This is a genomic window from Streptomonospora arabica, from assembly GCF_039531585.1.
GTDB classification, from domain to species: domain Bacteria; phylum Actinomycetota; class Actinomycetes; order Streptosporangiales; family Streptosporangiaceae; genus Streptomonospora; species Streptomonospora halophila.
This window is the reverse complement of sequence record NZ_BAAAQI010000001.1, coordinates 109,214-130,719: the sequence shown is the minus strand read 5'-3', so window position 1 is coordinate 130,719 and position 21,506 is coordinate 109,214. Positions and strand designations below refer to the sequence as shown.

Sequence of the window (21,506 nt, the reverse complement as noted above, 5' to 3'; positions counted from 1 at the left end):
TTCAATCCAGGCCCAGCTCCCGAGCCATCGCCGACAGTTCGTCGGCGGCTTCGCGGCGGCGCTGGTCGTCCCTCCGCATGTACTCCACCAGGGAGTCCGCGCGCACCCTGCGATGTGAGCCCACCTTGCGGTAAGCAATCTCTCCAGCCTGGAGAAGCCCGATCAAATGCGGTCGTGAGACGTTGAGCATGTCCGCGGCCTGCTGGGTCGTCAGTTCTGCGTGTTCCGGCACGATCGAAACCCCGCGCCCTGCAGCCATGTGGTGCAGTACGGCCGCCAGGAGCTCGACAGCTGAGCGGGGTAGGAGAAGTTCCTGCTGGTTGTCCTCGACGAGTACAGGGACAGTCGTCAGGGTCTCGGGATGCTCGTCCAGGTATCGGCGAATCCGGGGGAGTGCGTCTGCGGCCGCCTCGATCTGTGTGGAATCAGGGTGCGAAGACAGGACTGCCACGGTTCCTCCTCGCCTCGGGGTGAGGTAGAGCTGGCCTGTATCCGCATCATCCGAAACAAGTGAAGCAAACGCAACAGTGTGCGGTGTTCGCTCCAGTCGAGGGCCGGGGTGGCGGGGGCATGCGGAGGGTCCGATGGTTCCCCGGTGCATCGGTGGTGGGGCGGGGTACGGCGGTTGCCCGACCGGTGGGGGTCAGGCCGTCTGCTGCAGGCGGGAGCCGGTGGGGGTCTTGACCACCGTGAGGCGGGTGGTGATCCGGGTGCGGAGGTCGGCCACGTGGCTGACCACGCCCACGGCCCGGCCGCCGTCCCGCAGCGAGTCGAGGACCTCGAGCACCTCCTCCAGGGTCTCCTCGTCCAAGGTGCCGAAGCCCTCGTCGATGAAGAGGGTGTGCATGTCGTGGCCGCCCGCCTCCTGGGCGGCGACGTCGCCCAGGCCCAGGGCCAGGGCGAGCGACGCCACGAAGGTCTCGCCGCCCGAGAGGGTGGCGGGGTCGCGCTCCTGGCCGGTCCAGGCGTCCAGCACGCGCAGGCCCAGCCCGCCGCCCGAGTGGGAGCGGTCGCCCGCGGACTTGTCGACGGTGTGGCGCAGCTCGTAGCGGGCGCCGGCCATGGTCGTCAGCCGGTCGTTGGCCGCGGCCACCACCTGCTCCAGCCGGGCGGCGAGCACGTAGGCCGACAGCCGGACGCTCTCGCGGTTGTCGGCGGAGGTACCGGCGGCCAGGCGCGCCAGGCCGTCGGCGACGCTGTGCCGGCGGCGGGCGGGGCGGGACTCCGCCAACCGGTGCTCCAGCCGGGCGCGCAGCTCGGTGAGCCGCTCCGCCCGCTCGGCGAAGCGGTCGCGCCAGCGCACCGCGTGGTCGGCGGCGCCCTCGGCGCTCTCGGCCGCCGCCGACAGCCCCGCGACGTCCGGTGCGGGAAGAGCGCCGGCCGCCGCGAGGTCGGCGTCGTCCAGAACCGCGCGCACCGCGGCCGCCTCGTCGTCGTGGGCCCGAATGCGCTCGCGCAGCCGGCGGCGCTCATCGTCGCCGCGCTCGGCGGCCCGCACCCGGTGGGCACCGGTGAACCCGGCCTCGGCTGTGGCGGCGCGCGCCTCGCGTTCGGCGGCGCGAAGCTCCCCGGCGGCGGCCGACCGGTCGTCCAGAGCCTGCACCGCCTCCTTGAGCAGGTCGGCCTCATCGGCCAGCCGGCTGATCCGCGCGGCGAGGTCGGCGTCCTCGCCCCGGGCGTCGTCGAGCGTGCGGGTGAGCCGGTCGGCCTCCGCGGCCTTGGTTTCGCGGACCTTCTCCAGCTCGGCGATGCCGCGGACCAGCTCGGCCTCGTCGGTGCGCGCCTTCTCGACCTCGGTGTCGATCCGCTGCAGCTCCGCGGCGAGCCGCTCGGCCTCGGCCTCCGCTGCGCCGATGCGCTCCAGATCGGCGCGGCGCCGCTCCAGCAGCTCGGCGGCCGCGTCGGCCTCCATGCCGCCGGCGGTGTCCCGGGCGGCGTCCAGCTTCGCGGTCAGCTCGGCGACCGTGTTCTCGGCGGTGCTGCGCTCCGCGGCGGCCGCATCGGCGGCCGCGGTGGCCGCCTCCTCGTCCGCCGGCGAGGGCCGGTCGGCGGCCCCCGCGGCGGGGGCCGGGTGCTCGGCCGAGCCGCACACCGGGCACGCCTGGTCCGCCTCCAGCCCCTCGGCGAGTTCGGCGGCCATGCCCTCGATGCGCGACCGGCGGATCTCCTGCAGCCGGTCGCGGGCCGCCTGCGCGGCGTCGACCCGGGAACGGCGCCGCTCCTCGGCTTGTGCCAGTTCGTCGGTGAGCCGCTGCGCAGCCTGGGCCGAGTCCTGCCGGGTGCGGGCGAGCTCGAGCGCCTCCTCGGCGCTTTCGCGCGATCCGGTCCGCCCCCGGGCCGCGTCCAGCTCGGCGGCCGCCCGGGTGCGCCGTTCGGGCAGTTCGGCGGCCCGCTCGCGGCACTCCCCAAGGCGGCGCCGCGCCTCGGCGGTCTCGGTATCGGCGGCCGCGATCTCCGAGCGCACGGTCCGCAGCCGCTCCGCGTCGCCGCGGAGGTGCTCCAGCTTGGCGACCTCGTCGCGGCGCGCGCGCTCGGCCGCCGACAGCGGCTCGCGCCGAGCGGAGCCCGCAGGGTCCGCGGAGTCGGAGGCGTCGGAGGAGTCGGCGGCGATGGCGGCGGAGGGGCCCGAGGCGTCGGCGCCGGACCGGTCCCCACCGCCGGCGGTTCCGGGCGCCAGCTCACGAACGAGGCCGAGCCGCTCGGCCGCGGCCAGTTCGGCCTTCTCCACCTGGCTGCGCCGGTGGTCCTCGGTGCGCAGCAGGGGCATCACCCCGGCCGCGCGCTCGGCGGCGTCCAGTTCGGCGGCCCACTCCTCGCGCTCGGGTTCGCGCCCGGCCAGCTCCTCGCGGCGGCGCAGCGCGTCGGCGCGGCGCCCCTGCCGGAGCTCCAGCTCGCGGGCCTCCTCCAGGCGGCGGCGCGCGGCGTCGCGGTCGTGCAGGGCGGCCGCTGCCGCCCGGGCGGTGTCGTCTGCCGTGCCCGCGGCCACGGCCGCCAGCTCGGCCGCCCACGGCGCCAGCGCCTCCAGGTCGCCCTCGGGACGGGCGGAGCGGCCGACCTCGGCGACCAGGTCGGCGGCCTGCCCGACGGCGGCCTCGGCGCGCCCGGCCTCCTGGCCCAGGCCGCGCGCGTGCTCGCTCAGCCATTTCTCGACCTTGGTGAACACGTCGGTGGCGAAGATGCGTTCGAGGCTCGCCTGCCGTTCGTGCGCCTTGGCGCGCAGGAACCGCGCGAAGTCGCCCTGGGGCAGCAGCGCGATCTGGCAGAACTGGTCGAGCGACAACCCCAGCACGTCGCGGGCGATCTGGCCGGCCTCGTCGGGCCGGTTGGTCAGCCCGCGCCAGGTGCCCTCGTCCAGTTCGGTGACGACGGCCTTGGCCTTCTCCTCGGTGGTGCCGCTGCCGCGCTTCTTCGGCCGCTGCCAGGCGGGCCGGCGCAGGAAGTGCAGGCGGCGCCCGCGCACGGTGAGCTCCAAGGTGACCTCGGGCGCCGCGCCGGGGGAGGCGTGGTTGCTGCGGGGCGAGCGCGCGGCCTCGCGCACCCCCGGCACGCGGCCGTAGAGCGCGAAGCACACGGCGTCCAGCACCGAGGTCTTGCCGGCGCCGGTGGGCCCGTGGATGAGGAAGAGGCCGCCATCGCCGAGGCGGTCGAATTCGACGGTCTCGGTCCCGGCGAAAGGGCCGAAGGCGCAGACGGTGAGCTTGTGCAGGCGCATCAGCGGGCGGCCTCCCCGATGCGGACGTCCTCCAGCGCGGCGGCGACGAGGTCGTGCTCCTCGCCGGTGGCGGGCGCGCCCCGCGCCCAGTCGACGAAGTCCAGCACCAGCTCGGAGTCGGAGCGGTCGGCGGTCCGCCGCGACCAGCTGCGGTCGTCCGCAGGCGGCCGGTCGTCGGGGGCGAAGTCCAGCACCAGGGCGTGCGGGAACCGCTCGCGCAGCCGGTCCATGGGAAAGGCCGGGCGCAGCGGGTCGGTGAGGGTGACCTGCAGCCAGTGGCCGGTGTAGTGCTCCCAGCGGTCGGCGGTGAGCAGGTCGTCGATGCGGCCGCTGATGCGGGCGACCGGGCGCGGCACCGGTGCGGGGGCGAACTCCGCGGCGACGGCGCCCGAGGGCCCGATGTCGAGGATCCAGCACCCTTTGACCTGGTGCTCCTCGGAGAACGAGTAGGCCAGCGGCGAACCGGAGTAGCGCACCGACCCGGCCATGGTCTGGCGGCCGTGCAGGTGGCCCAGCGCGGTGTAGTCGACGCCGTCGAACACCGTCAGCGGCACGTGGGAGGCGCCGCCGACGGAGATGTCGCGCTCGCTGTCGGAGGGCGCGCCGCCGCTGACGAAGGCGTGGGAGAGCACCACCGAGCGGGTGCCGGCGGGCCGCGACGCGAGGTCGGCGCGCACCAGGTCCATGGCGTGGCCGAGCACCGCGGGGTGGCCGCGCCGCTGCAGGCCCCAGTGCGGCCGGGCGATCTCGGGCTCCAGGTAGGGGATGCCGTAGAAGGCGACCGGACCGTGCTCGTCGTCGATCAGCACCGGCGAGCCGACGTCCTCCAGCGAGGCGCGCAGGTGGATGCCCGCAGCGTCGATGAGGCCGGTCGCGTAGCTCAGCCGGACCATGGAGTCGTGGTTGCCGCTGATGAGCACGGCCCGCGCGCCGGTGTCGCGGATGCGTCCCAGCGCCTCGTCGAGCAGGCGCACGGCCTCGACCGGGGGCAGGGCGCGGTCGTAGAGGTCGCCCGCGACCGCGACGACGTCGATGCGCTCCCGGCGGACGGTGTCGATGAGGTGGTCGACGAACGCCGCCTGGGAGTCGAGGAGGTTCTCGCGGTGGAAGGAGCGTCCCAGATGCCAGTCGGAGGTGTGCAAGAGGCGCATGTTCCGGCAGAGTACTGGAGGCGGGCGTGTTTCCGCAGTGGATCGCGATGACCTGTGGACGGGCGGCGCACCGCCCGTCCCGCGGCTCTTCGGGACCGCTCAGGCGCGCTTGCGCGCCAGGGTCAGGCCGTCGCCGATCGGCAGCAGCACCAGCTCGACGCGGTCGTCGGCCAGGGCGCGGTCGTTGAAGTCGCGGATGCCCTGCACCTGCGCGGAGTCCTCGGCCGGGTCGATGACCCGCCCGTGGGAGAGGGTGTTGTCGACCAGGAGCACGCCGCCCGGGCGCATCCGCGGCACCAGCTCCTCCCAGTAGCCGATGTAGCCGTCCTTGTCGGCGTCGATGAAGGCCAGGTCGAAGCGCCGCTGCTCGGGCAGCGCGCGCAGGCTCTCCAGCGCCGGCCCGATGCGCAGGTCCACCTTGTGCGCGACGCCGTCGCGCGCCCAGTAGCGGCGCGCGATCGCGGTCCACTCCTCGCTGACGTCCAGTGCGAGCAGCGTGCCGTCGTCGGGGATGCCGCGCGCCATGCAGATGGAGGAGTAGCCGGTGAACGTGCCGACCTCCACCACGTCGCGGGCGCCGCTGATCCGGGCGAGCAGTGTCATGAACGTGCCCTGTTCGGCGCCGATCTGCATGGTCGTCAGGTCGGGGTAGAGCCGGGCGGTCTCTTCGGCGAGGTCGGCGAGCACGGGGTCGACCGGCGCGCTGTGGTCCACCAGGTAGGCGTGCAGTTCAGGGGGCAGGGATTCCGAAGCGCGTGTCACGCGCGCCACTCTAGCCGCGCCGCCCCCGGCTGTCCCGCCGCCGCGGCCGTCACACCTCGGGCAGCAGTTCCGGCCACGGGAAGAGGTAGAACGTCAGCAGCACTATGGCGATGGTCAGCGACGGGGTGACGAGGTTGCGCTCGACCTTGCTGTCGGTCGTGAAGCCGATCTTCTCGCCGAAGCGGTACTTGGTGGCAGGCCACAGCAGCGGCACGCCGAGCTCGGTGGCCATGTCGCCGAGGAAGTGCAGGAAGCAGCCGAACGCCACCGCCAGGCCGATCCAGGAGTAGTCCACGCCCGAGGTGAAGAGGGCGAGCGTGACGGCGCCCGTGGCCATCGCGTTGATGACCGCTGAGGCGATGCTGTTCTTCTCGCTGCCCAGGCCCAGTCCGTTGAAGGCGATGCCCAGCAGCAGGAACACGAAGATCTGCACGGCGAACTCCGACCACAGTGCCAGGCCCTGGGTCACCGAGCCCATCAGCACCGCGAACAGCAGGGAGTGGGTGCCGTTGCGGTGCCCGCCGAACATCCAGTTGAAGATGCCGCTGAGCGCCCGGGTGAAGGCGCCGTAGGTGTTGGTGATCGTGGAGCTCTTGGCGTCCAGGTCGGGGATCAGCGCGGCACCCGCGCAGACCAGCGAGCCGGCGACGATCTCACCGGGGCCCAGGTCGAAGCTGACCCCGAGCACCTCCCGGCCGTCCAGAAAAGGAACGACCGCCATCCAGCCGACTATGCCGCTCAGCGCGTGCGAGTGCCCCATCATGGGCGAAAACCGTAGCGGTTGCCGGAATTCCAGGCGAATCCGAGGGTGGTTTCGGGGCGGGGGAACGGGCCCGGGGGAGTGCGCGGAACGGGTGCCCCTGGGTCCGGAGTCCGCTTCGGGCGACCGTGCGCGACCGGGGCCGATCCGCGGGCCGACGATTGTGAACGGCGCGTGACACTCGCGAGGTAAATCGTTGACGCAATTCTGTACATGCTGGTAAACAACCAACTGATCCCTGCGTCACGATCCCTGTACACCCCGTCTTTTCCCCCGCACCGCGAACCCGAGGGGTTGAGCAGCACATGGCCCGACAGCAGGAACCCGCCCGGCCGCCGGCCCGGGCGCCGAAGAGCCGCGCGGCGCGGCGCACCGCCGCAGTCCTGACCGCGGCGCTCGTCGCCACCGCTCCCGCCCTGACCGCGGCCCCGCCCGCCGCCGCCGAGGCGGAGGGCGCCGACACCCTCACCATCGCGGCGTCCCAGCCGGTCGACTCGTTCAGCCCCTTCCTGGCCCAGCGGCTCATCAGCACCAGCATCCACCGGCTCGCCTACGATTACCTCACCAACTACGACCCCCGGACCAACGAGCCCATCCCCGGGCTGGCCGAGTCCTGGACGACCTCCGACGACGGCCTGACCTGGACCTACACCATCCGCGACGGCGCCACCTGGAGCGACGGCGAGCCGCTGACCGCCGAGGACGCCGCCTGGACCTTCACCACGATGATGGAGGACGAGGGCGCCGCCACCGCCAACGGCAACTTCGTGGCCAACTTCGAAAGCGTGGAGGCCGTCGACGCCACCACCCTGAAGATCACGCTGAAGGAGCCCCAGGCCACCATGCTGGCCCTGGACGTCCCGATCGTGCCCAAGCACATCTGGAAGGACGTCGGCGACTACTCCTCGTTCGACAACGACGAGTTCCCGGTCGTCGGCAGCGGCCCCTTCGTCATCACCGGCCACAAGCCCAACCAGTCGATCACCCTGGAGGCCAACGAGGACTACTGGCGCGACCCGCCGAAGTTCGACCGGCTGGTCTTCCGCTACATGCCCGAGCGCGACGCCCAGGTCGAGGCGCTGCGTGCGGGCGAGGTGTCCTTCGTCAGCGGGCTCACCCCCGCCCAGGCCGACGCGCTCAAGGGCACCGAGAACATCACGGTCAACACCGCCAGCGGCAAGCGGTTCCAGGGCTTCACCATCAACCCGGGCGCGCGCACCCAGGACGGCGAGGAGTTCGGCGACGGCCACCCCGCCCTTGAGGACCGGGTGCTGCGCCGCGCCATCATGCGCGCGATCGACAAGGACGAGATCGTCGAGTCCGTCTACGGCGGCTACGCCGAGGCCGCCGGCGGCTACGTCCCGGCCCGCTACGACACCTACCACTGGACGCCCGACGCCTCCCAGCGCCTGGACTTCGACCCCGACGCGGCCAACGAGATGCTGGACGAGGCCGGCTACGAGCGGGGCGGCAACGGCGTGCGCGTCTCGCCCGGCGGCGACCCGCTCAAGCTGCGCATGCACGTCCACAACGACCGGCCCGACTACGTCGCCATGGGCAAGCTGCTGGTGGAGCGGCTGGCCGACATCGGCATCGAGGTCGACAACCGCACCGTCGACCCCGGCGTGCTCAGCGACGCCCTCTACAGCGGCGAGTACGACCTGATCTTCACCGGGTGGACGGTCAACCCCGACCCCGACTACGTGCTGGGCATCCACACCTGCGGGGCGCTGCCGACCGAGCCCGGGACCATGCGCAGCGACGCCTACTTCTGCGACAAGGACTACGACCGCCTCTACGAGCAGCAGTTGGCCGCCTACGACGACCCCGAGGGCCGCGCCGCCACGGTCAAGAAGATGCAGGAGATCCTGTACGAGGAGGCCGTGGTCAACGTGCTGACCTACGCCGACACCCTGGAGGCCTACCGGTCCGACCAGATCGCCTCCATCCAGGTCCAGCCCGACCCCGGCGGCAACATCTGGGGCCAGGACGGCCACTGGTCGTGGAGCTCGGCGGTGCCCGCAGCCGACTCCCGGGCCGGCGCCGCCGTCTCCCCCTGGGCGCTGGCGGGCCTGGGCGCCGTGGTCCTGGTGGCCCTGGGCGGGGGCGTCTACCTCCTCCGCCGCCGCGCCGCCACCGCCGGGGACCGCGAGTAGCCGTGGCAGCCACCGAGAAGGCCGGAACCGGACGGCCCGCGGCGGGTACCCGGCCCCGCCGCGGCCGCCCGGGCCTGCACCCGGCGGTGCGCTACCTGGGCGGGCGCGTGCTGACCGCACTGGTCTCGCTGCTGGCGGTCATGGTCACCAGCTTCTTCCTGTTCCGGGTGCTGCCCGGCGACCCCGTGGCCGCCCTGACCCAGGGGCGCTCGGTCAGCGTCGATCAGCTGGAGGCGATGCGCCGCGACTTCGGCCTCGACCAGCCGCTGCCGCAGCAGTTCGCCGACTACTGCCTGGGCATGCTCACCCTGGACTTCGGCATGTCCTACCAGTACCGCGTGCCCGTCGCCGACCTGATCGCCGAACGGATCGGTCCCACCCTGCTGCTGGCGGGCACCGGCACCGTCATCGCCGCGATCCTGGGGCTCGTGCTGGGCACCCGAGCGGGGTGGCGGCGCGGCTCGCTGATGGACCGCGTCGACACCGGCGTCGCGCTGACCCTGTGGTCGGTGCCCTCCTTCTGGCTGGGACTGCTGCTGATCGTGCTGCTGGCCTCGGGCGCCGGCCTGTTCCCCACCAGCGGGATGTCCAGCCCCGGTGTCGAGGGCGCGTTCGCCGTCGCGCTGGACGTGGGCCACCACATGGTGCTGCCCGTGGCCACCATGGTCGCCGTCGTCTACGCCCAGTACATGATGATCATGCGCTCGTCGGTCCTGGACGAGATGGGATCGGACTACCTGACGACCGCCCGCGCCAAGGGGCTGCGCGACTCCGTGGTGCTGCGGCGCCACGCCGTGCCCAACGCGCTGCTGCCCACGGTCACCCTCATCTTCCTGAACCTGGGCCGCGTGGTCTCCGGCGTGATCCTGATCGAGACCGTGTTCGCCTGGCCGGGTCTGGGCTCGCTGTTCTACTCCGGACTCCGGGTGCCCGACCTGCCCATCGTCCAAGCGCTGTTCGTCGTCTTCGCGGGCTCGGTGATCGTGATGAACCTGCTGGCCGACCTGGTCTACCCGCTGCTGGACCCCCGGGTGCGGACATGAGCCGCGCCGCGCTGGCCTGGACCCGCCGGCGCCGTGCCCTGGCCGGCTACGCCCGCGCCTTCGCCGGAAACCGCGGCGGCATGGCCGGCCTCGCCGTGCTGGCGCTGATCGGGCTGGCCGCGCTCGCCGCCCCGCTGTTCATCGACGCGGACGCGCTCAGCCTCACCGAGGCCGAGGGCGGCCGGTTCCAGCCGCCCGGCCCCGGGTATCCGCTTGGCACCGACGCGTTCGGCCGCTCCGTGCTGGACCTGGTGGTGTGGGGCGCGCGGATCTCGCTGACCGTGGGGTTTCTGGCCGCGTTCGTGTCGGTGGCCCTGGGCACCCTCATCGGGGTCGTCGCCGGCCACTTCGGCGGATGGCCGGGCAACGTGCTGATGCGCGTCACCGACTGGTTCGCCGTGCTGCCCGCTCTCGTCATGGCGGTGGCGCTGGCGGCCGTGATGACCCGCAGCACGCTGACCATCATCATCGCCATCGGGGTCACCGCCTGGCCCACCACCGCTCGCGTCGTGCGGGCCCAGACCCTCGCCGTCGAGGCGCGGCCCTTCATCGAGCGGGCGCGCGCCCTGGGCGGCGGCCACGCCCATGTCATGCTGCGCCACGTGCTGCCCAACGTCCTTCCGGTCGTGCTGGCCCAGACCACGCTGCTGGTGGCCGAGGCGATCCTGATGGAGGCGACGCTGGCCTTCCTCGGGCTGGGCGACCCGGGCACCGTCTCCTGGGGCGGCATCATCCAGGAGGCGCGCACCGCCGGCGCCATCAGCTCGGGCATCTGGTGGTACATGATCCCGCCGGGAGTGGCCATCGCCGCCGTCGCACTGTCGTTCACCATGTGCGGGCGCGCCCTGGAGGGCGTGCTCAACCCCCGGCTGCGGGAGCGCCGATGAACCCGACCGAGCATCCCCCGGACACCCCGGCGCCCGAACCCGCGGACGCGGCGGCCCGCCCCGGCCCCGACCGCTGCCTGGAGGTCGACGGCCTCTCCGTGTCCTACCGCGCCGGCGGCGGCGAGATCCCCGCCGTGCGCGGCGTCTCCTTCGACCTGGAACCGGGCAGCAAGCTCGGCGTCGCCGGGGAGTCGGGCTGCGGCAAGTCCACTGTGGCGCTGGCGCTGCTGCGGCTGCTGCCCCGCTCGGCGCGCATCAGCGGGCGGGTGCTGCTGGACGGCGAGGACGTGCTGGACATGCGCTGGGGCCGGCTGCGCGCCGTGCGCTGGGCCGGAGCCTCGATCGTGTTCCAGGGCGCGATGCACTCGCTCAACCCCGTCCAGCGCGTCGGCGACCAGATCGCCGAACCGCTGCTGGTGCACGGCGGCGCCGCACCCGCCCAGGCGCGCTCGCAGGTCGTCGAGCTGCTGGAGCAGGTCGGCCTGCCCGCCTGGCGCGAGCGCTCGTATCCGCACGAGCTCTCCGGCGGCCAGCGCCAGCGCGCCATGATCGCGATGGCGCTGGCCTGCCGGCCGCGGCTGATCATCGCCGACGAGCCCACCACCGCCCTGGACGTCATGATCCAGGCGCAGATCCTGCGGCTCATCGACGAGCTGGTCACCGGCCGGGACATCAGCATGCTGATGATCAGCCACGACCTCTCGGTGCTCGCCGAGACCTGCGACCGGCTCGCCGTCATGTACGCCGGGCGCATCGTCGAGGAGGGGCCCGCGGACGCGGTCTTCGCCGCGGCGCGCCACCCCTACGGCGCCGCGCTGAGCGCCGCCTTCCCCCGCGTGGGCGACCCGGCGTCGCGCCGCGCACCGCGGGGGCTGCCCGGCGACCCGCCCGACCCCGCGGAGCTGCCCTCGGGCTGCTCGTTCCGCCCCCGCTGCCCCGAGGTCCAGGAGCGCTGCTCCGAGGTCGACCCCGTGCTCTGGCCGGCCGGCCCGGGCCGCACCGCCGCCTGCGTGCAGGTGCTCCCACCCGAGCAGGACACTCGGCCGCCGCCCGGCCGCGACCGCGCCTCGGAGACGACGGGTGAGTGAGGAGACGGGATGAGTTCTGAAGCCGACGCCCCCGGCGGCACCGAGGCCGCCGTCCCGGTGCTGGCGGCCGAAGGGCTGGAGGTCGCCTTCACCGGGCGCACGGGCCGCAGCACGGCGCGCGCCGTCGACGGTGTCGACCTGGAGATCGGCGCCGGCGAGATCGTCGCTCTGGTGGGCGAGTCCGGGTGCGGCAAGTCCACGCTGGCCCGCGCCCTGCTCGGGCTGGTGCGGCCCTCGGCCGGCCGCGTGGCCTTCCACGGCCTGGGGCTGGGGTACCGGCCGCGCGAGCTGAAGGAGGTCCGCAGGCGCGTGCAGCTCGTGCTGCAGGACCCCACCGGCGCGCTGAACCCGCGGCACACCGTCTACGAGGCGGTCGCCGAAGGCCGGCGCATCCACAGCGGCAGCACCGCCGACGAGGAGGAGCACGTCGCGAAGGCGCTCGCGCGCGCCGGGCTGCGTCCGCCGGAGCGCTTCTTCCTGCGCTACCCGCACGAGCTGTCCGGCGGGCAGCGCCAGCGTGTCGCCATCGCCGGCGCGCTGGTCCTGCAGCCCGAGGTCATCGTCGCCGACGAGCCCGTGGCCTCGCTGGACGCGTCGGTGCGCGGCGAGATCCTGCAGCTGCTGCTGCGCCTGCGCGACGACCACGGCCTGGCGGCGCTGGTCGTCACCCACGACCTGGGACTGGCCTGGAACATCGCCGACCGCGCCGCCGTGATGTACCTGGGGCGGGTGGTCGAGACCGGCACCGTCGAGGAGGTGCTCGCCGCGCCGCGCCACCCCTACACGCAGGCGCTGCTGTCGGTGCTGCCCGAGTCGGGCGCCGCAGAGCCGCAGATCCTCGCGGGCGAGCCGCCCGACCCGACCCGCATCCCCGGCGGCTGCCGCTTCCACGTGCGCTGCCCGGTCCTGGCCTCGGGCGCCGCGCAGGCGGCGGGAGTCGCCGAGCGCTGCCGCAGCGAGGACCCCGGCATGCTGGGCGGCTCCGGCGCCGCCGCGCAGGTCGCCTGCCACTGGGCGCACGCGCACGAGGCCGAGCCGGCCGGCTGAGTCCGCCGCGGGAGTGGGCCGGGTCAGAAGCCGGGCACCCGGACGACGAACCCGCTCCTGGGCAGGGCCGGCAGCCGCCGCATGTCCACCTCGGCGTCCTGTTCGGGAACCTCGTAGTCCAGGCGGGCCAGGCGGCGGGCGACCGCGGCGATGAGCGCCACCGTCACCGGCTCGCCGGGGCAGCGGTGGTGGGTGTTCGGGTCGCCGGCGCCCTGGGGTACGAGGTCGTAGGGCGTCGGCATCCGGTCGCGGAAGCGCTCGGGCCAGAACGCTTCGGGCTCGCGCCACACCCGGGGGTCGTGGTCCGTGCCGTAGAGGTCGAGCAGCACGCGCCGGCCGCGCGGGATGCGCCGGCCCCGCAGCACCATGTCGTGGCGGGCGCGGGCCGCCACGAACGGGAAGAACGGGTAGTAGCGCCGCACCTCCTGGGCGAACAGCCGCGAGGGCGCCGGATCGCCGGAGCCGCCCGCGCCGCCGCCGTCGTCCTCCGCGGCGATCTCCTCGGCGCAGCGGGGGTCGCGGTGCAGCGCGTGCGCGGCGAAGGCGAGGTAGACCGCCACCGCCACGACCGGCCGCAGCACATTGAGCAGCTCGACCGCCGCGGTGTGCTCGTCCAGCAGGGCGCCGTCGGGATCGCGGTGCCAGGCCGCGGCATGGGCCGCGGTGTCCTCCGGCGGCGCGATGCGGCCCGCGCGGATGCGGCGGACGACGTCGCCGGCCCACCGGTCGGCCGCGCGCCGCGCTCGCCGGGAGCGCAAATGGCGCGGCCCGATCCGGCCCGCGCCGTCGTAGAGGGCGGTGAGCTGGGCGGTGCGCTTCGGCGCGTCGGCCGGCTCCAGCGGCACCCCCGCCCAGGTGCACACCGCGCGCGTGAGCACCGCGCGGAACTCGTCGTAGAGGACGACGCGGCCGCGCCCCGGCCAGTCGGCCGCCGCGCGGTCGAACCCCCGCTCGACCAGCGCCGCCAGTTCGGCGACCCGCTGCGGCGACATGAGCGAGACGAACAGGCGCTTGCGGTGGCGGTGGGCTTCGCCGTCCAGGCCCTGGACGCCGCCGCGGCCGAAGATCGTCTTGGTGATGCGCGGGGGCACTGCACCGCTGCGGGTGAAGTGGCCCGTGTCGGTGAAGACCGCCGCCGCCTCCGGGCCGGTGACGCACACGGCCGGCTCCAGCATGAGCCGGGTCGTGAACGCGTCGGTGCCCCGCCGCCGGCAGCGGCGCGAGATGAACCGGTAGGGGTCGAGCAGCAGGGCCGGGGTCCGGTCCCACACCGCCCTCTCTGCGCCGGCAGCCATGCTCCTCCCTCCGCCGCGGTGGGCCCGGGCCACCGGGTCCGCCCGGCACGCGTGCCGCCCGCCGAGCGGCGAGCGCTCTCGCCGCCCCGCTCGGGGTCCGCCGCCGCGACTACCCCGAAGCGGGCGATCGACGCGCGCCCGGCCGAATGGGGCGGCGCGCGGCGCCGCGTTCGGCCGCCGTCGGCGGAAACACCGGCGCGCGGGCGCGGGATGAGGCACCATGGGTGCGTGGACGCCCAACACGTAGCGCTCCTGCGCGAGCTCCTGGCCCCGACACCGTGGCTGGAGCGGACCGAGGACTTCGCCAAAGCGCTCCGCCGCACCCGCAACCCCGGCGGCCTCATGCTCGTCGGCACCGCCGAGGACGAGCCCTGGCACCTGGCCGCCCATCTGGACGACGAGGCCCGCTACAGCGGCCTGCCCCAGCTCGCGCCCAGCCTGGTGCGCTGGCAGCCGCCGCCGGACGCCCCGCCGCACCTGCGGATCGGGCTGGAGCGGCTGGCCGACGCCCGGCGAGGCGAGACCCTGTTCGTGGTGAACTCCGAGGAGGAGGCGCCCGTCCCGCTGCTGGAGCGCGTCGACGACGCCCGCCGCACCGGGGCGACCGTCCTCTCGCTGGACCAGGGCGACCGCGAGCTCGCATCGCTGGCCCACGAGTCCATCAGCCTGCGCCCCGAGCGCGAGCCGCTGACGTTCGAAGGGCTGCAGCACCTGGTCAGCACTGCTGCCGGGCAGCCCGGCGCCGACCGCAAACCGGGGCTGCGCGAACGGCTGTCGCGGTTCCTCGACGTGGTCAGCGGTCCGCGTATCCTCGACTGACCCGCCCGCCGCCGCTCTGCGCGCGGGCACGGGCGGGCGCACGGCCCGGTGCCGGCCGCCACGGCGCCGGAGAGGCCGGCCCGGTCGGGGGAGGGACCCGGATCAGTCGCGGTCCTGTTCGTCCCAGGACTCGTTGCGCTCGGCGACGATGTTCAGCGCGGCCGCGGCGGTGGCCTCGTCGGGGTAGGGGCCGAGGCGGTACTTGCCCGGGCACCCGGGCCCCTGCTCGGGCTTGCTGTGCCTGAGGCAATACCACCACTGCCGGTCCTCATCCGGGGTGGTGTGGTCCCGGTCGCTCATGGTCGGCTCCTGCTGATTCGTCCGGCTTCTCGTTGCCTGTTCCCCGGCTCTTACCCGCGTGTCGGTGTCCCGACGCGGATCGCCGCGGGTCCCCTAAGAACTAGAATGCGCTGACATGACTACTCCGCTGGTTCCCGGGCGTATCTCGCCGCCCCGTTCGGTCCCCTCCGCCATCGCGCGTCCGGAGTACGTCGGCAAGAAGCGCCCCGAGGAGGGCGTGCTCGGCGACGTGCAGACGCCCGAGACGATCGAGGCCATGCGCGAGGCCGGGCGCATCGCGGCCCGGGCGCTGCGCGAGGTCGGCGAGCACGTGGTCCCCGGTGTGACCACCGACGAGCTGGACCGCGTCGGCCACGAGTTCCTCTGCGACCACGGCGCCTACCCCAGCACCCTCGGGTACAAGGGCTACCCCAAATCGCTGTGCTCCTCACTCAACGAGGTCATCTGCCACGGCATCCCCGACGACACCGTCGTCTCCGACGGCGACATCGTCAACATCGACATCACCGCCTACATCCACGGGGTGCACGGCGACACCAACGCCACCTTCCTGGCGGGCGACGTCGACGAGGAGTCCCGGCTGCTGGTCGAGCGCACCCGCGAGGCCACGATGCGCGCCATCAAGGCGTGCCGCCCGGGCAGGCGGCTCAGCGTCGTCGGCCGGGTGATCGAGTCCTACGCCAAGCGCTTCGGCTACGGCGTCGTCCGCGACTTCACCGGGCACGGTGTCGGCCCGGAGTTCCACTCCGGCCTGGTGGTGCCCCACTACGACGACCCGCGGGCCGACACGGTCATGGAGCCCGGCATGACCTTCACCATCGAGCCGATGATCACTCTGGGCACGATCGACTACGAGGTCTGGGACGACGGCTGGACGGCGGTCACCGCCGACCGCAGGCGCACCGCCCAGTTCGAGCACAGCCTGGTCATTACCGACGAGGGTGCCGAGATCCTCACTCTGCCCTAGGAACGGGCGCCGCGGGCCGAGCGCCCGCACCACCACAGCAGGCGCGGCCAGGCGAGGGGAGCGACGCGGTGCGGATCCTGATCTCGGCCGACATGGAGGGGGCCACCGGGGTGACCTGGCCCGCCGACGTCACGCCGGGAACCGAGCAGTGGCAGCGCTGCCGGGCCATGTTCACCTCGGACGTCAACGCCGCGATCTCCGGGTTCTTCGCCGGCGGCGCGCGCGAGGTGGTCGTCAACGAGGCGCACGCGACGATGCGCAACCTGCTGCTGGAGCGGCTCGACGAGCGGGCCGCCATGATCACGGGCCGCCACAAGGACCTGTCCATGGTCGAGGGAATCCAGCACGGCGACGTCGACGGGGTCGCCTTCCTCGGCTACCACAGCGGCGCCGGCGCCGAAGGAGTGCTCGCCCACACCTACCTGCCCAACTCCATCACGGGCGTGTGGCTGGACGGCGAGCCCGCCGACGAGGGCCGGCTCAACTCCTGCGTCGCCGCCGAGTACGGCGTGCCGGTGCTGCTGGTCACCGGCGACGACCGGGCCTGCGTCGACGCCGCGGCCTACGCGCCCGACGCGCACACCGTGGCGGTCAAGCGCTACGTCTCGCGCTACGCCGCGCTGTGCCGCCCGCCGGGCGCCACCGCCGACGACATCGCCGACGCGGCGGAGGCCGCGGCGGCCGAGGCCGGGCGCACCGCGCCCACCGCCAGCGGGCCCCTGACCGTCGAGGTCGAGCTGGACGCCGCCCACCTGGCCGGCGCCGCGGCGGTGGTGCCCGGCGTCGAGCAGACCGGTGCCCGGCGTGTCCGCTACACCTCGCAGACGGCCTTTGAGATGATCCGCTGCTTCAAGGCCGTCACCACGCTCGTCTCCAACGCGGTCGAGGCCGACTACGGCTGACCGGCGGCGAGCGGGAGGGGGCGGCGGCACCGGGGCCGGCGACCAGCGCCGGCGGGCACTGACGAAAGGCATGCACGAGGTGGAGCGCGCCCGCACAGCACGACGGCCCGAAGCCGGAACCGCCCCGGGAACGGGCGGCCTCGACCGGCTCGACGAGGAGGCGGTGCGGTTCACCTCCGAGCTGATCCGCCTCGACACCACCAACCGCGGCGGCGGCGACGGGTGCGAGCGGCCCGCCGCCGAGTACGTCGCCGAGCGCCTCGCCGACGCCGGCCTGAGCCCGCAAGTGCTGGAGTCGGCGCCGGGCCGCGCCAACGTGGTCGCCCGGGTCGAGGGCACCGACCCCGCCGCTCCCGCTCTGCTCGTGCACGGCCACCTGGACGTGGTGCCGGCCGACGCCTCCCGGTGGAGCCGGCATCCGTTCAGCGGCGAGGTCGCCGACGGCATGGTCTGGGGACGCGGCGCCGTCGACATGAAGGGCACCGACGCCATGGTGCTGGCGCTGGTGCGCCACTGGGCGCGCACCGGCGTGCGGCCCCGCCGCGGCCTCGTCCTCGCCTTCACCGCCGACGAGGAGGACAGCGCCGCCTACGGCGCCGAGTGGCTGGCCCGCGAGCACGCCGGTCTGTTCGAGGGCTGCACCGAGGCCGTGGGCGAGTCCGGAGGGCATACGGTGCACGCCGCGGCCGCCGACGGCACGCCCGTGCGGCTGTATCCCGTCGGCGCGGGCGAGCGGGGCACCGCCTGGCTGCGGCTGAGCGCCGAGGGCACCGCCGGGCACGGGTCCAAGACCAACCGGGACAACGCCGTCAGCGCGCTGGCCGCCGCGGTCGCCCGCATCGGCGCACACGAGTGGCCGGTGCGGCTGACGCCCGTCACGCGCGCCGCGCTCGACGGCGTCGCCGCCGCGACGGGCGTGCCCGCCTCCACCGCCGACCCCGGGTTCGACCCGGCCCGCGACACCGACGCGCTCGTCGACTCCCTCGGCGACGCCGCCGATCTGGTCCGCCCCACCGTCCGCTGCAGCAGCGCGCCGACCGTGCTGGACGCCGGCTACAAGGTGAACGTGGTCCCCGGCCGGGCCGAGGCCGGGATCGACGGGCGGGTGCTGCCCGGGACAGAGGAGGAGTTCGCCGCCGCCCTCGACGAGCTGACCGGCGACGAGGTGCGGTGGGAGTACCGCCACCGCTCCCGGCCCCTGCAGTCTCCGGTGGACGCGCCGATCGTCGCCGAGATGCGCGACGCGCTGCTGGCCTTCGACCCCGGCGCCCACGTCGTGCCCGTGTGCCTGACCGGCGGCACCGACGCCAAGCAGTTCGCCGAGCTCGGCATCGCCGGCTACGGGTTCTCGCCGCTGCACCTGCCGCCCGGCCTGGACCACGGCGCCCTGTTCCACGGCGTCGACGAGCGCGTCCCCGTGGAGGGGCTGCGCTTCGGCGTGCGCGTGCTGGACCGCTTCCTGCGCGGCCCGCGCTGACCCCGCGCCCGCACCCCCGACCGAGCACCGCGACCGCGACGACGGAAGAGGCACCACCGTGAACGACGCACCCCCCTGCGGAGCCTGGCCCTCGCCGATCGGCGCCGGCGACGTCGCCGACCACGAGGGCGCCCCCAACTGGCCGGCGGCCCTGGGCGAGGAGGTGTGGTGGACTGAGCCGCGCCCCGCCCAGGGCGGGCGAGTCACGCTGTGCCGCACGCGGCTGGACGACCCCGCGGCGCGCCCGCGGGAGATGCTGCCCGCGCCCTGGAACGTGCGCAGCCGCGTGCACGAGTACGGCGGCCGCCCCTACGCGCTGGTGCCCGCTGCGGCGGGCACGGCCGTGGTCTTCGCCGAGTTCGGCGACCAGCGCCTGTACCTGTGGCAGCCGGGCGGGGAGCCCGCGCCGCTGACCCCGGAGCCACCCGAGCCCGCCGGGCTGCGCTACGTCGAACCCGTGCTCTCGCCGGAGGGCCGGGAGGTCTGGTGCGTGTGCGAGCGCAGCACCGGCCCCGCGCCCACCGACGTGCGCCGGGCGATCGTCGCCGTCCCGCTGGACGGCTCGGCCGCCGGCGACCCCGCGGCCGTGCGCGAGGTCGCGGCCGGCCACCGCTTCCTGGCCTGCCCCCGCGTCTCGCCCGACGGCCGGCGGCTCTCGTGGATCGGCTGGGACCACCCCGACATGCCCTGGGACAGCACCGTGCTGCACATCGCCGACCTGGGGCCGGGTGGGCGCACCGCGGGCGCGCCCGCGACCGTCGCCGGCGGGCCCGGCGTCTCCGTGGTCCAGGCCGAGTGGGCCGACGCCGACACCCTCTACTGCGTCGCCGACCCCTCCGGCTGGTGGAACCCCTACCGCATCAGCGCCGGCGCCGACGGGACCTGGGGCGAACCGCGGCCCGCGGCGGCCGCCGAGGAGGAGTTCGGCGGAGCGCTGTGGCAGCTGGGCTACACCTGGCTGGCGGTTCCGGCGCGCGGACCGGTGGCCGCCGTGCACGGGCGCGCCACGAGCGCGCTGGGCCGGATCGACCCCGCCACCGGCACCGTCGCCGACGCCGACACGCCCCACACCGAGTGGTTCGGCCGGCTGGCCGTCGGCGGGGCCGCGGGCGACACCCTGGTCTGCCCGGCCGCCGCGCCCGACATCGCCCCCGAGATCGTGGCCGTGGGGCCGAGCGGGTCCTGGCGGTCGCTGAGCGCGCCCGACCGCCGCGGCCGCGGCGCGGGCGCTGCCTCCGCAGCCGAGGGCACCGCCGCGGACCCGGACTACATGCCCGTCCCCCGCCCGCGGGTGTTCACCGGCCCCGGCGGCCGCGAGGTGCACGCCAACCTGTATCCGCCGCGCAACCCGCACGCCCAGCCGGCTCCGGGGGAGCGCCCGCCGTACGCGGTGTGGGTCCACGGCGGGCCCACCGGCCGGTCCCCGATGATCCGCGACCTGGAGGTCGCCTACTTCACCAGCCGGGGGATCGGCGTCGTCGAGGTCGACTACGGCGGATCGACCGGCTACGGGCGCGCCTACCGCGAGCGGCTGCGGGAGAACTGGGGCGTGGTCGACGTGGAGGACTGCGTGGCCGCCGCGCACGCCCTCGCCGAGGAGGGCGCCGCCGACCCCGGCCGCATCGCGATCCGCGGCGGCAGCGCCGGAGGGTGGACGGCGGCCGCGGCACTGGCATTCACCGACGTCTTCGCCTGCGCCGTCGTCAGCTTCCCCATCGTCGACCTCGCCGGCTGGCGCACGGGCGAGACCCACGACTTCGAGTCGCAGTACCTGGAGAGCCTGGTGGGCCCCTGGCCCGAGGCCGCGCGCCGCTACGCCGACCGCTCGCCGGTCAACCGCGCCGGCGACGTCAGCGCCCCGTTCGTGCTGCTGCAGGGTCTGGAGGACGAGATATGCCCGCCCGCACAGGCGGAGCGGTTCGTGCAGCGGGTGAACGGCGTGCCGCACGCCTACCTGGCCTTCGAGGGCGAGCAGCACGGCTTCCGCCGCAAGGAGACGATCCGGGCGGCCCTGGAGGCCGAGCTGTCCCTCTACGCCCAGGTGTTCGGGTTCGAGACCGACGCGCCGCATCTGGAGCTGCGCCGGTGACGGCGGCGCCGGGCGCGCGCGGGCCGCGGCTGCGCCCCGGCGACGCCGTCTCGGTGGTCGCTCCGTGCAGCCCCGTGACCTGCGACGGGATCGAATCGGGCCTGTCCGTGCTGCGCAATTGGGGCCTGGAGGCCGCCGAGGGCGAGCACCTGCGCGGCCGCCACCCCCGGCTGTCCTACCTGGCCGGCACCGATGAGGAGCGCGCCGCGGACCTCCAGCGCGCCTGGCTGGACCCGCGCACCGCCGCGGTGCTGTGCGCGCGCGGCGGGGACGGCGCGCACCGCGTCCTGGACCGGCTGGACTTCGCCGCGATGCGCCGCGCGCCCGCAAAGACGCTGGTGGGCTTCAGCGACGTCACCGCGCTGCACGAGGCGTTCGCGGTGGAGCTGGGCGCCGCCACCCTGCACGGACCGGTGGTGGCGCTGGAGTCCTTCAGCGAGGACCCGGTCGCGGCCGCGCACCTGCGCACCGCGCTGTTCGAGCCGGAGGCCGCCACCGTGCTCGGCGCTCCCGGCGCGGAGACGCTCGTGGGCGGCACGGCGCGCGGAGTGACCGTCGGCGGCAACCTGAGCGTGCTCAACGACAGTCTCGCCGCGCCGCACAGCCGCCCCTCGGCCCGGGGCGGCCTCGTGCTGCTGGAGGACGTGGGCGAGGACGTCTCGCGGATCGACCGGATGCTGACCCAGCTGCTGCGCAGCGGGTGGTTCGAGGGCGCCGCCGGTGTGCTGCTCGGCTCGTGGGAGGGCTGCACGCCCGACGCCGCCGCAGTGCGCACGCTGATGCTGGAGCGGCTGGCGCCGCTGGGGGTCCCGGTGGTGGGCGAGTTCGGCTTCGGCCACCGCGCCGCGCAGATCACCGTGCCGCTGGGCGCTGCGGCCACCCTCGACGCCGATGCGCGCACCCTCACCCTGGACCGGCCCGCCCTGGCGTAGGCGGCGGCCCGACTTGCGGCGGTGCCGGCGCCGCTGGATGCCTCCTTAGGTCCAACCCGATTCCGAACCCGCGCATGATGCCCGTTAACGCGGGGATGCCGATACTGAGGACGGGAGAC

The 21,506-nt window shown here is 74.7% G+C and carries 18 protein-coding genes; 11 read left to right on the top strand and 7 right to left on the bottom strand.

Annotation, left to right across the window (positions count from 1 at the left end; translation table 11 throughout):
- Position 1 precedes the first annotated feature (1 nt).
- The 5 genes from ABD284_RS00565 to ABD284_RS00545 all read right to left on the bottom strand — a co-directional run bounded on the left by ABD284_RS00565 (position 2) and on the right by ABD284_RS00545 (position 6,388).
- Positions 2-451 carry a helix-turn-helix domain-containing protein gene (locus ABD284_RS00565; RefSeq protein WP_344139622.1) on the bottom strand — a complete coding sequence of 150 codons (450 nt, stop codon included), beginning with the start codon at positions 449-451 and terminating at the stop codon, positions 2-4.
- Positions 452-643: 192 nt separating this feature from the next.
- Complete coding sequence (locus tag ABD284_RS00560) at positions 644-3,712, bottom strand: AAA family ATPase (protein WP_344139619.1); 3,069 nt, start codon at positions 3,710-3,712, stop codon at positions 644-646.
- A complete protein-coding gene (locus ABD284_RS00555) occupies positions 3,712-4,863 on the bottom strand; it encodes an exonuclease SbcCD subunit D (protein ID WP_344139616.1) in 1,152 nt (383 codons plus the stop codon). The genes ABD284_RS00560 and ABD284_RS00555 overlap by 1 nt, the downstream gene beginning before the upstream one ends.
- Positions 4,864-4,962: 99 nt before the next feature.
- Positions 4,963-5,625 (bottom strand): O-methyltransferase, encoded by a 663-nt coding sequence (locus ABD284_RS00550; protein ID WP_344139614.1) that lies wholly within the window; start codon positions 5,623-5,625, stop codon positions 4,963-4,965.
- 49 nt (positions 5,626-5,674) lie between these two features.
- Entirely contained in the window at positions 5,675-6,388 is a 714-nt protein-coding gene (locus ABD284_RS00545; RefSeq protein ID WP_344139612.1) for a metal-dependent hydrolase, read from the bottom strand.
- Between the two features lie 302 nt (positions 6,389-6,690).
- Between ABD284_RS00545 and ABD284_RS00540 the strand changes: the two genes are divergently transcribed.
- Genes ABD284_RS00540 through ABD284_RS00520 form a run of 5 tightly spaced genes read left to right on the top strand, consistent with a single transcriptional unit; the run spans position 6,691 to position 12,606 of the window.
- Positions 6,691-8,541, top strand: coding sequence for an ABC transporter substrate-binding protein (locus ABD284_RS00540; protein WP_344139609.1), 1,851 nt, complete (start codon positions 6,691-6,693; stop codon positions 8,539-8,541).
- Positions 8,542-8,543: 2 nt separating this feature from the next.
- A complete protein-coding gene (locus ABD284_RS00535; RefSeq protein WP_344139606.1) occupies positions 8,544-9,584 on the top strand; it encodes an ABC transporter permease in 1,041 nt (346 codons plus the stop codon).
- On the top strand, positions 9,581-10,471 hold the full coding sequence (locus tag ABD284_RS00530) for an ABC transporter permease (protein WP_344139603.1): 891 nt from the start codon (positions 9,581-9,583) through the stop codon (positions 10,469-10,471). The genes ABD284_RS00535 and ABD284_RS00530 overlap by 4 nt, the downstream gene beginning before the upstream one ends.
- Positions 10,468-11,559 (top strand): ABC transporter ATP-binding protein, encoded by a 1,092-nt coding sequence (locus ABD284_RS00525; RefSeq protein ID WP_344139600.1) that lies wholly within the window; start codon positions 10,468-10,470, stop codon positions 11,557-11,559. Before ABD284_RS00530 ends, ABD284_RS00525 begins: the two co-directional genes overlap by 4 nt.
- A 9-nt stretch (positions 11,560-11,568) precedes the next feature.
- Complete coding sequence (locus ABD284_RS00520) at positions 11,569-12,606, top strand: ABC transporter ATP-binding protein (protein WP_344139597.1); 1,038 nt, start codon at positions 11,569-11,571, stop codon at positions 12,604-12,606.
- A 23-nt stretch (positions 12,607-12,629) separates the two neighbouring features.
- Here ABD284_RS00520 and ABD284_RS00515 read toward each other — a convergent pair whose 3' ends face one another.
- On the bottom strand, positions 12,630-13,901 hold the full coding sequence (locus tag ABD284_RS00515; RefSeq protein ID WP_344139594.1) for a cytochrome P450: 1,272 nt from the start codon (positions 13,899-13,901) through the stop codon (positions 12,630-12,632).
- Positions 13,902-14,111: 210 nt separating this feature from the next.
- On the opposite strand from ABD284_RS00515, the gene ABD284_RS00510 reads away from it, so the two are divergent.
- Positions 14,112-14,720, top strand: a complete 609-nt coding sequence (locus ABD284_RS00510; RefSeq protein ID WP_386699110.1) for a hypothetical protein — start codon at positions 14,112-14,114, stop codon at positions 14,718-14,720.
- A gap of 102 nt (positions 14,721-14,822) precedes the next feature.
- On the opposite strand, the gene ABD284_RS00505 is transcribed toward ABD284_RS00510, so the two are convergent.
- A complete protein-coding gene (locus ABD284_RS00505; protein ID WP_344139588.1) occupies positions 14,823-15,020 on the bottom strand; it encodes a hypothetical protein in 198 nt (65 codons plus the stop codon).
- Positions 15,021-15,135: 115 nt separating this feature from the next.
- Here ABD284_RS00505 and map point away from each other — a divergent pair, with 115 nt between their 5' ends.
- The 5 genes from map to ABD284_RS00480 all read left to right on the top strand — a co-directional run bounded on the left by map (position 15,136) and on the right by ABD284_RS00480 (position 21,387).
- A complete protein-coding gene (gene map, locus ABD284_RS00500) occupies positions 15,136-15,987 on the top strand; it encodes a type I methionyl aminopeptidase (RefSeq protein WP_344139585.1) in 852 nt (283 codons plus the stop codon).
- A gap of 68 nt (positions 15,988-16,055) precedes the next feature.
- On the top strand, positions 16,056-16,889 hold the full coding sequence (locus tag ABD284_RS00495; RefSeq protein WP_344139582.1) for a M55 family metallopeptidase: 834 nt from the start codon (positions 16,056-16,058) through the stop codon (positions 16,887-16,889).
- Positions 16,890-16,959: 70 nt separating this feature from the next.
- Positions 16,960-18,366, top strand: coding sequence for a M20/M25/M40 family metallo-hydrolase (locus ABD284_RS00490; RefSeq protein WP_344139578.1), 1,407 nt, complete (start codon positions 16,960-16,962; stop codon positions 18,364-18,366).
- Between the two features lie 58 nt (positions 18,367-18,424).
- Positions 18,425-20,455: a dipeptidyl-peptidase 5 gene (locus tag ABD284_RS00485; RefSeq protein WP_344139575.1), complete on the top strand. Its 2,031-nt coding sequence runs from the start codon at positions 18,425-18,427 to the stop codon at positions 20,453-20,455.
- On the top strand, positions 20,452-21,387 hold the full coding sequence (locus ABD284_RS00480; protein ID WP_344139572.1) for a S66 peptidase family protein: 936 nt from the start codon (positions 20,452-20,454) through the stop codon (positions 21,385-21,387). The genes ABD284_RS00485 and ABD284_RS00480 overlap by 4 nt, the downstream gene beginning before the upstream one ends.
- Positions 21,388-21,506 lie beyond the last annotated feature (119 nt).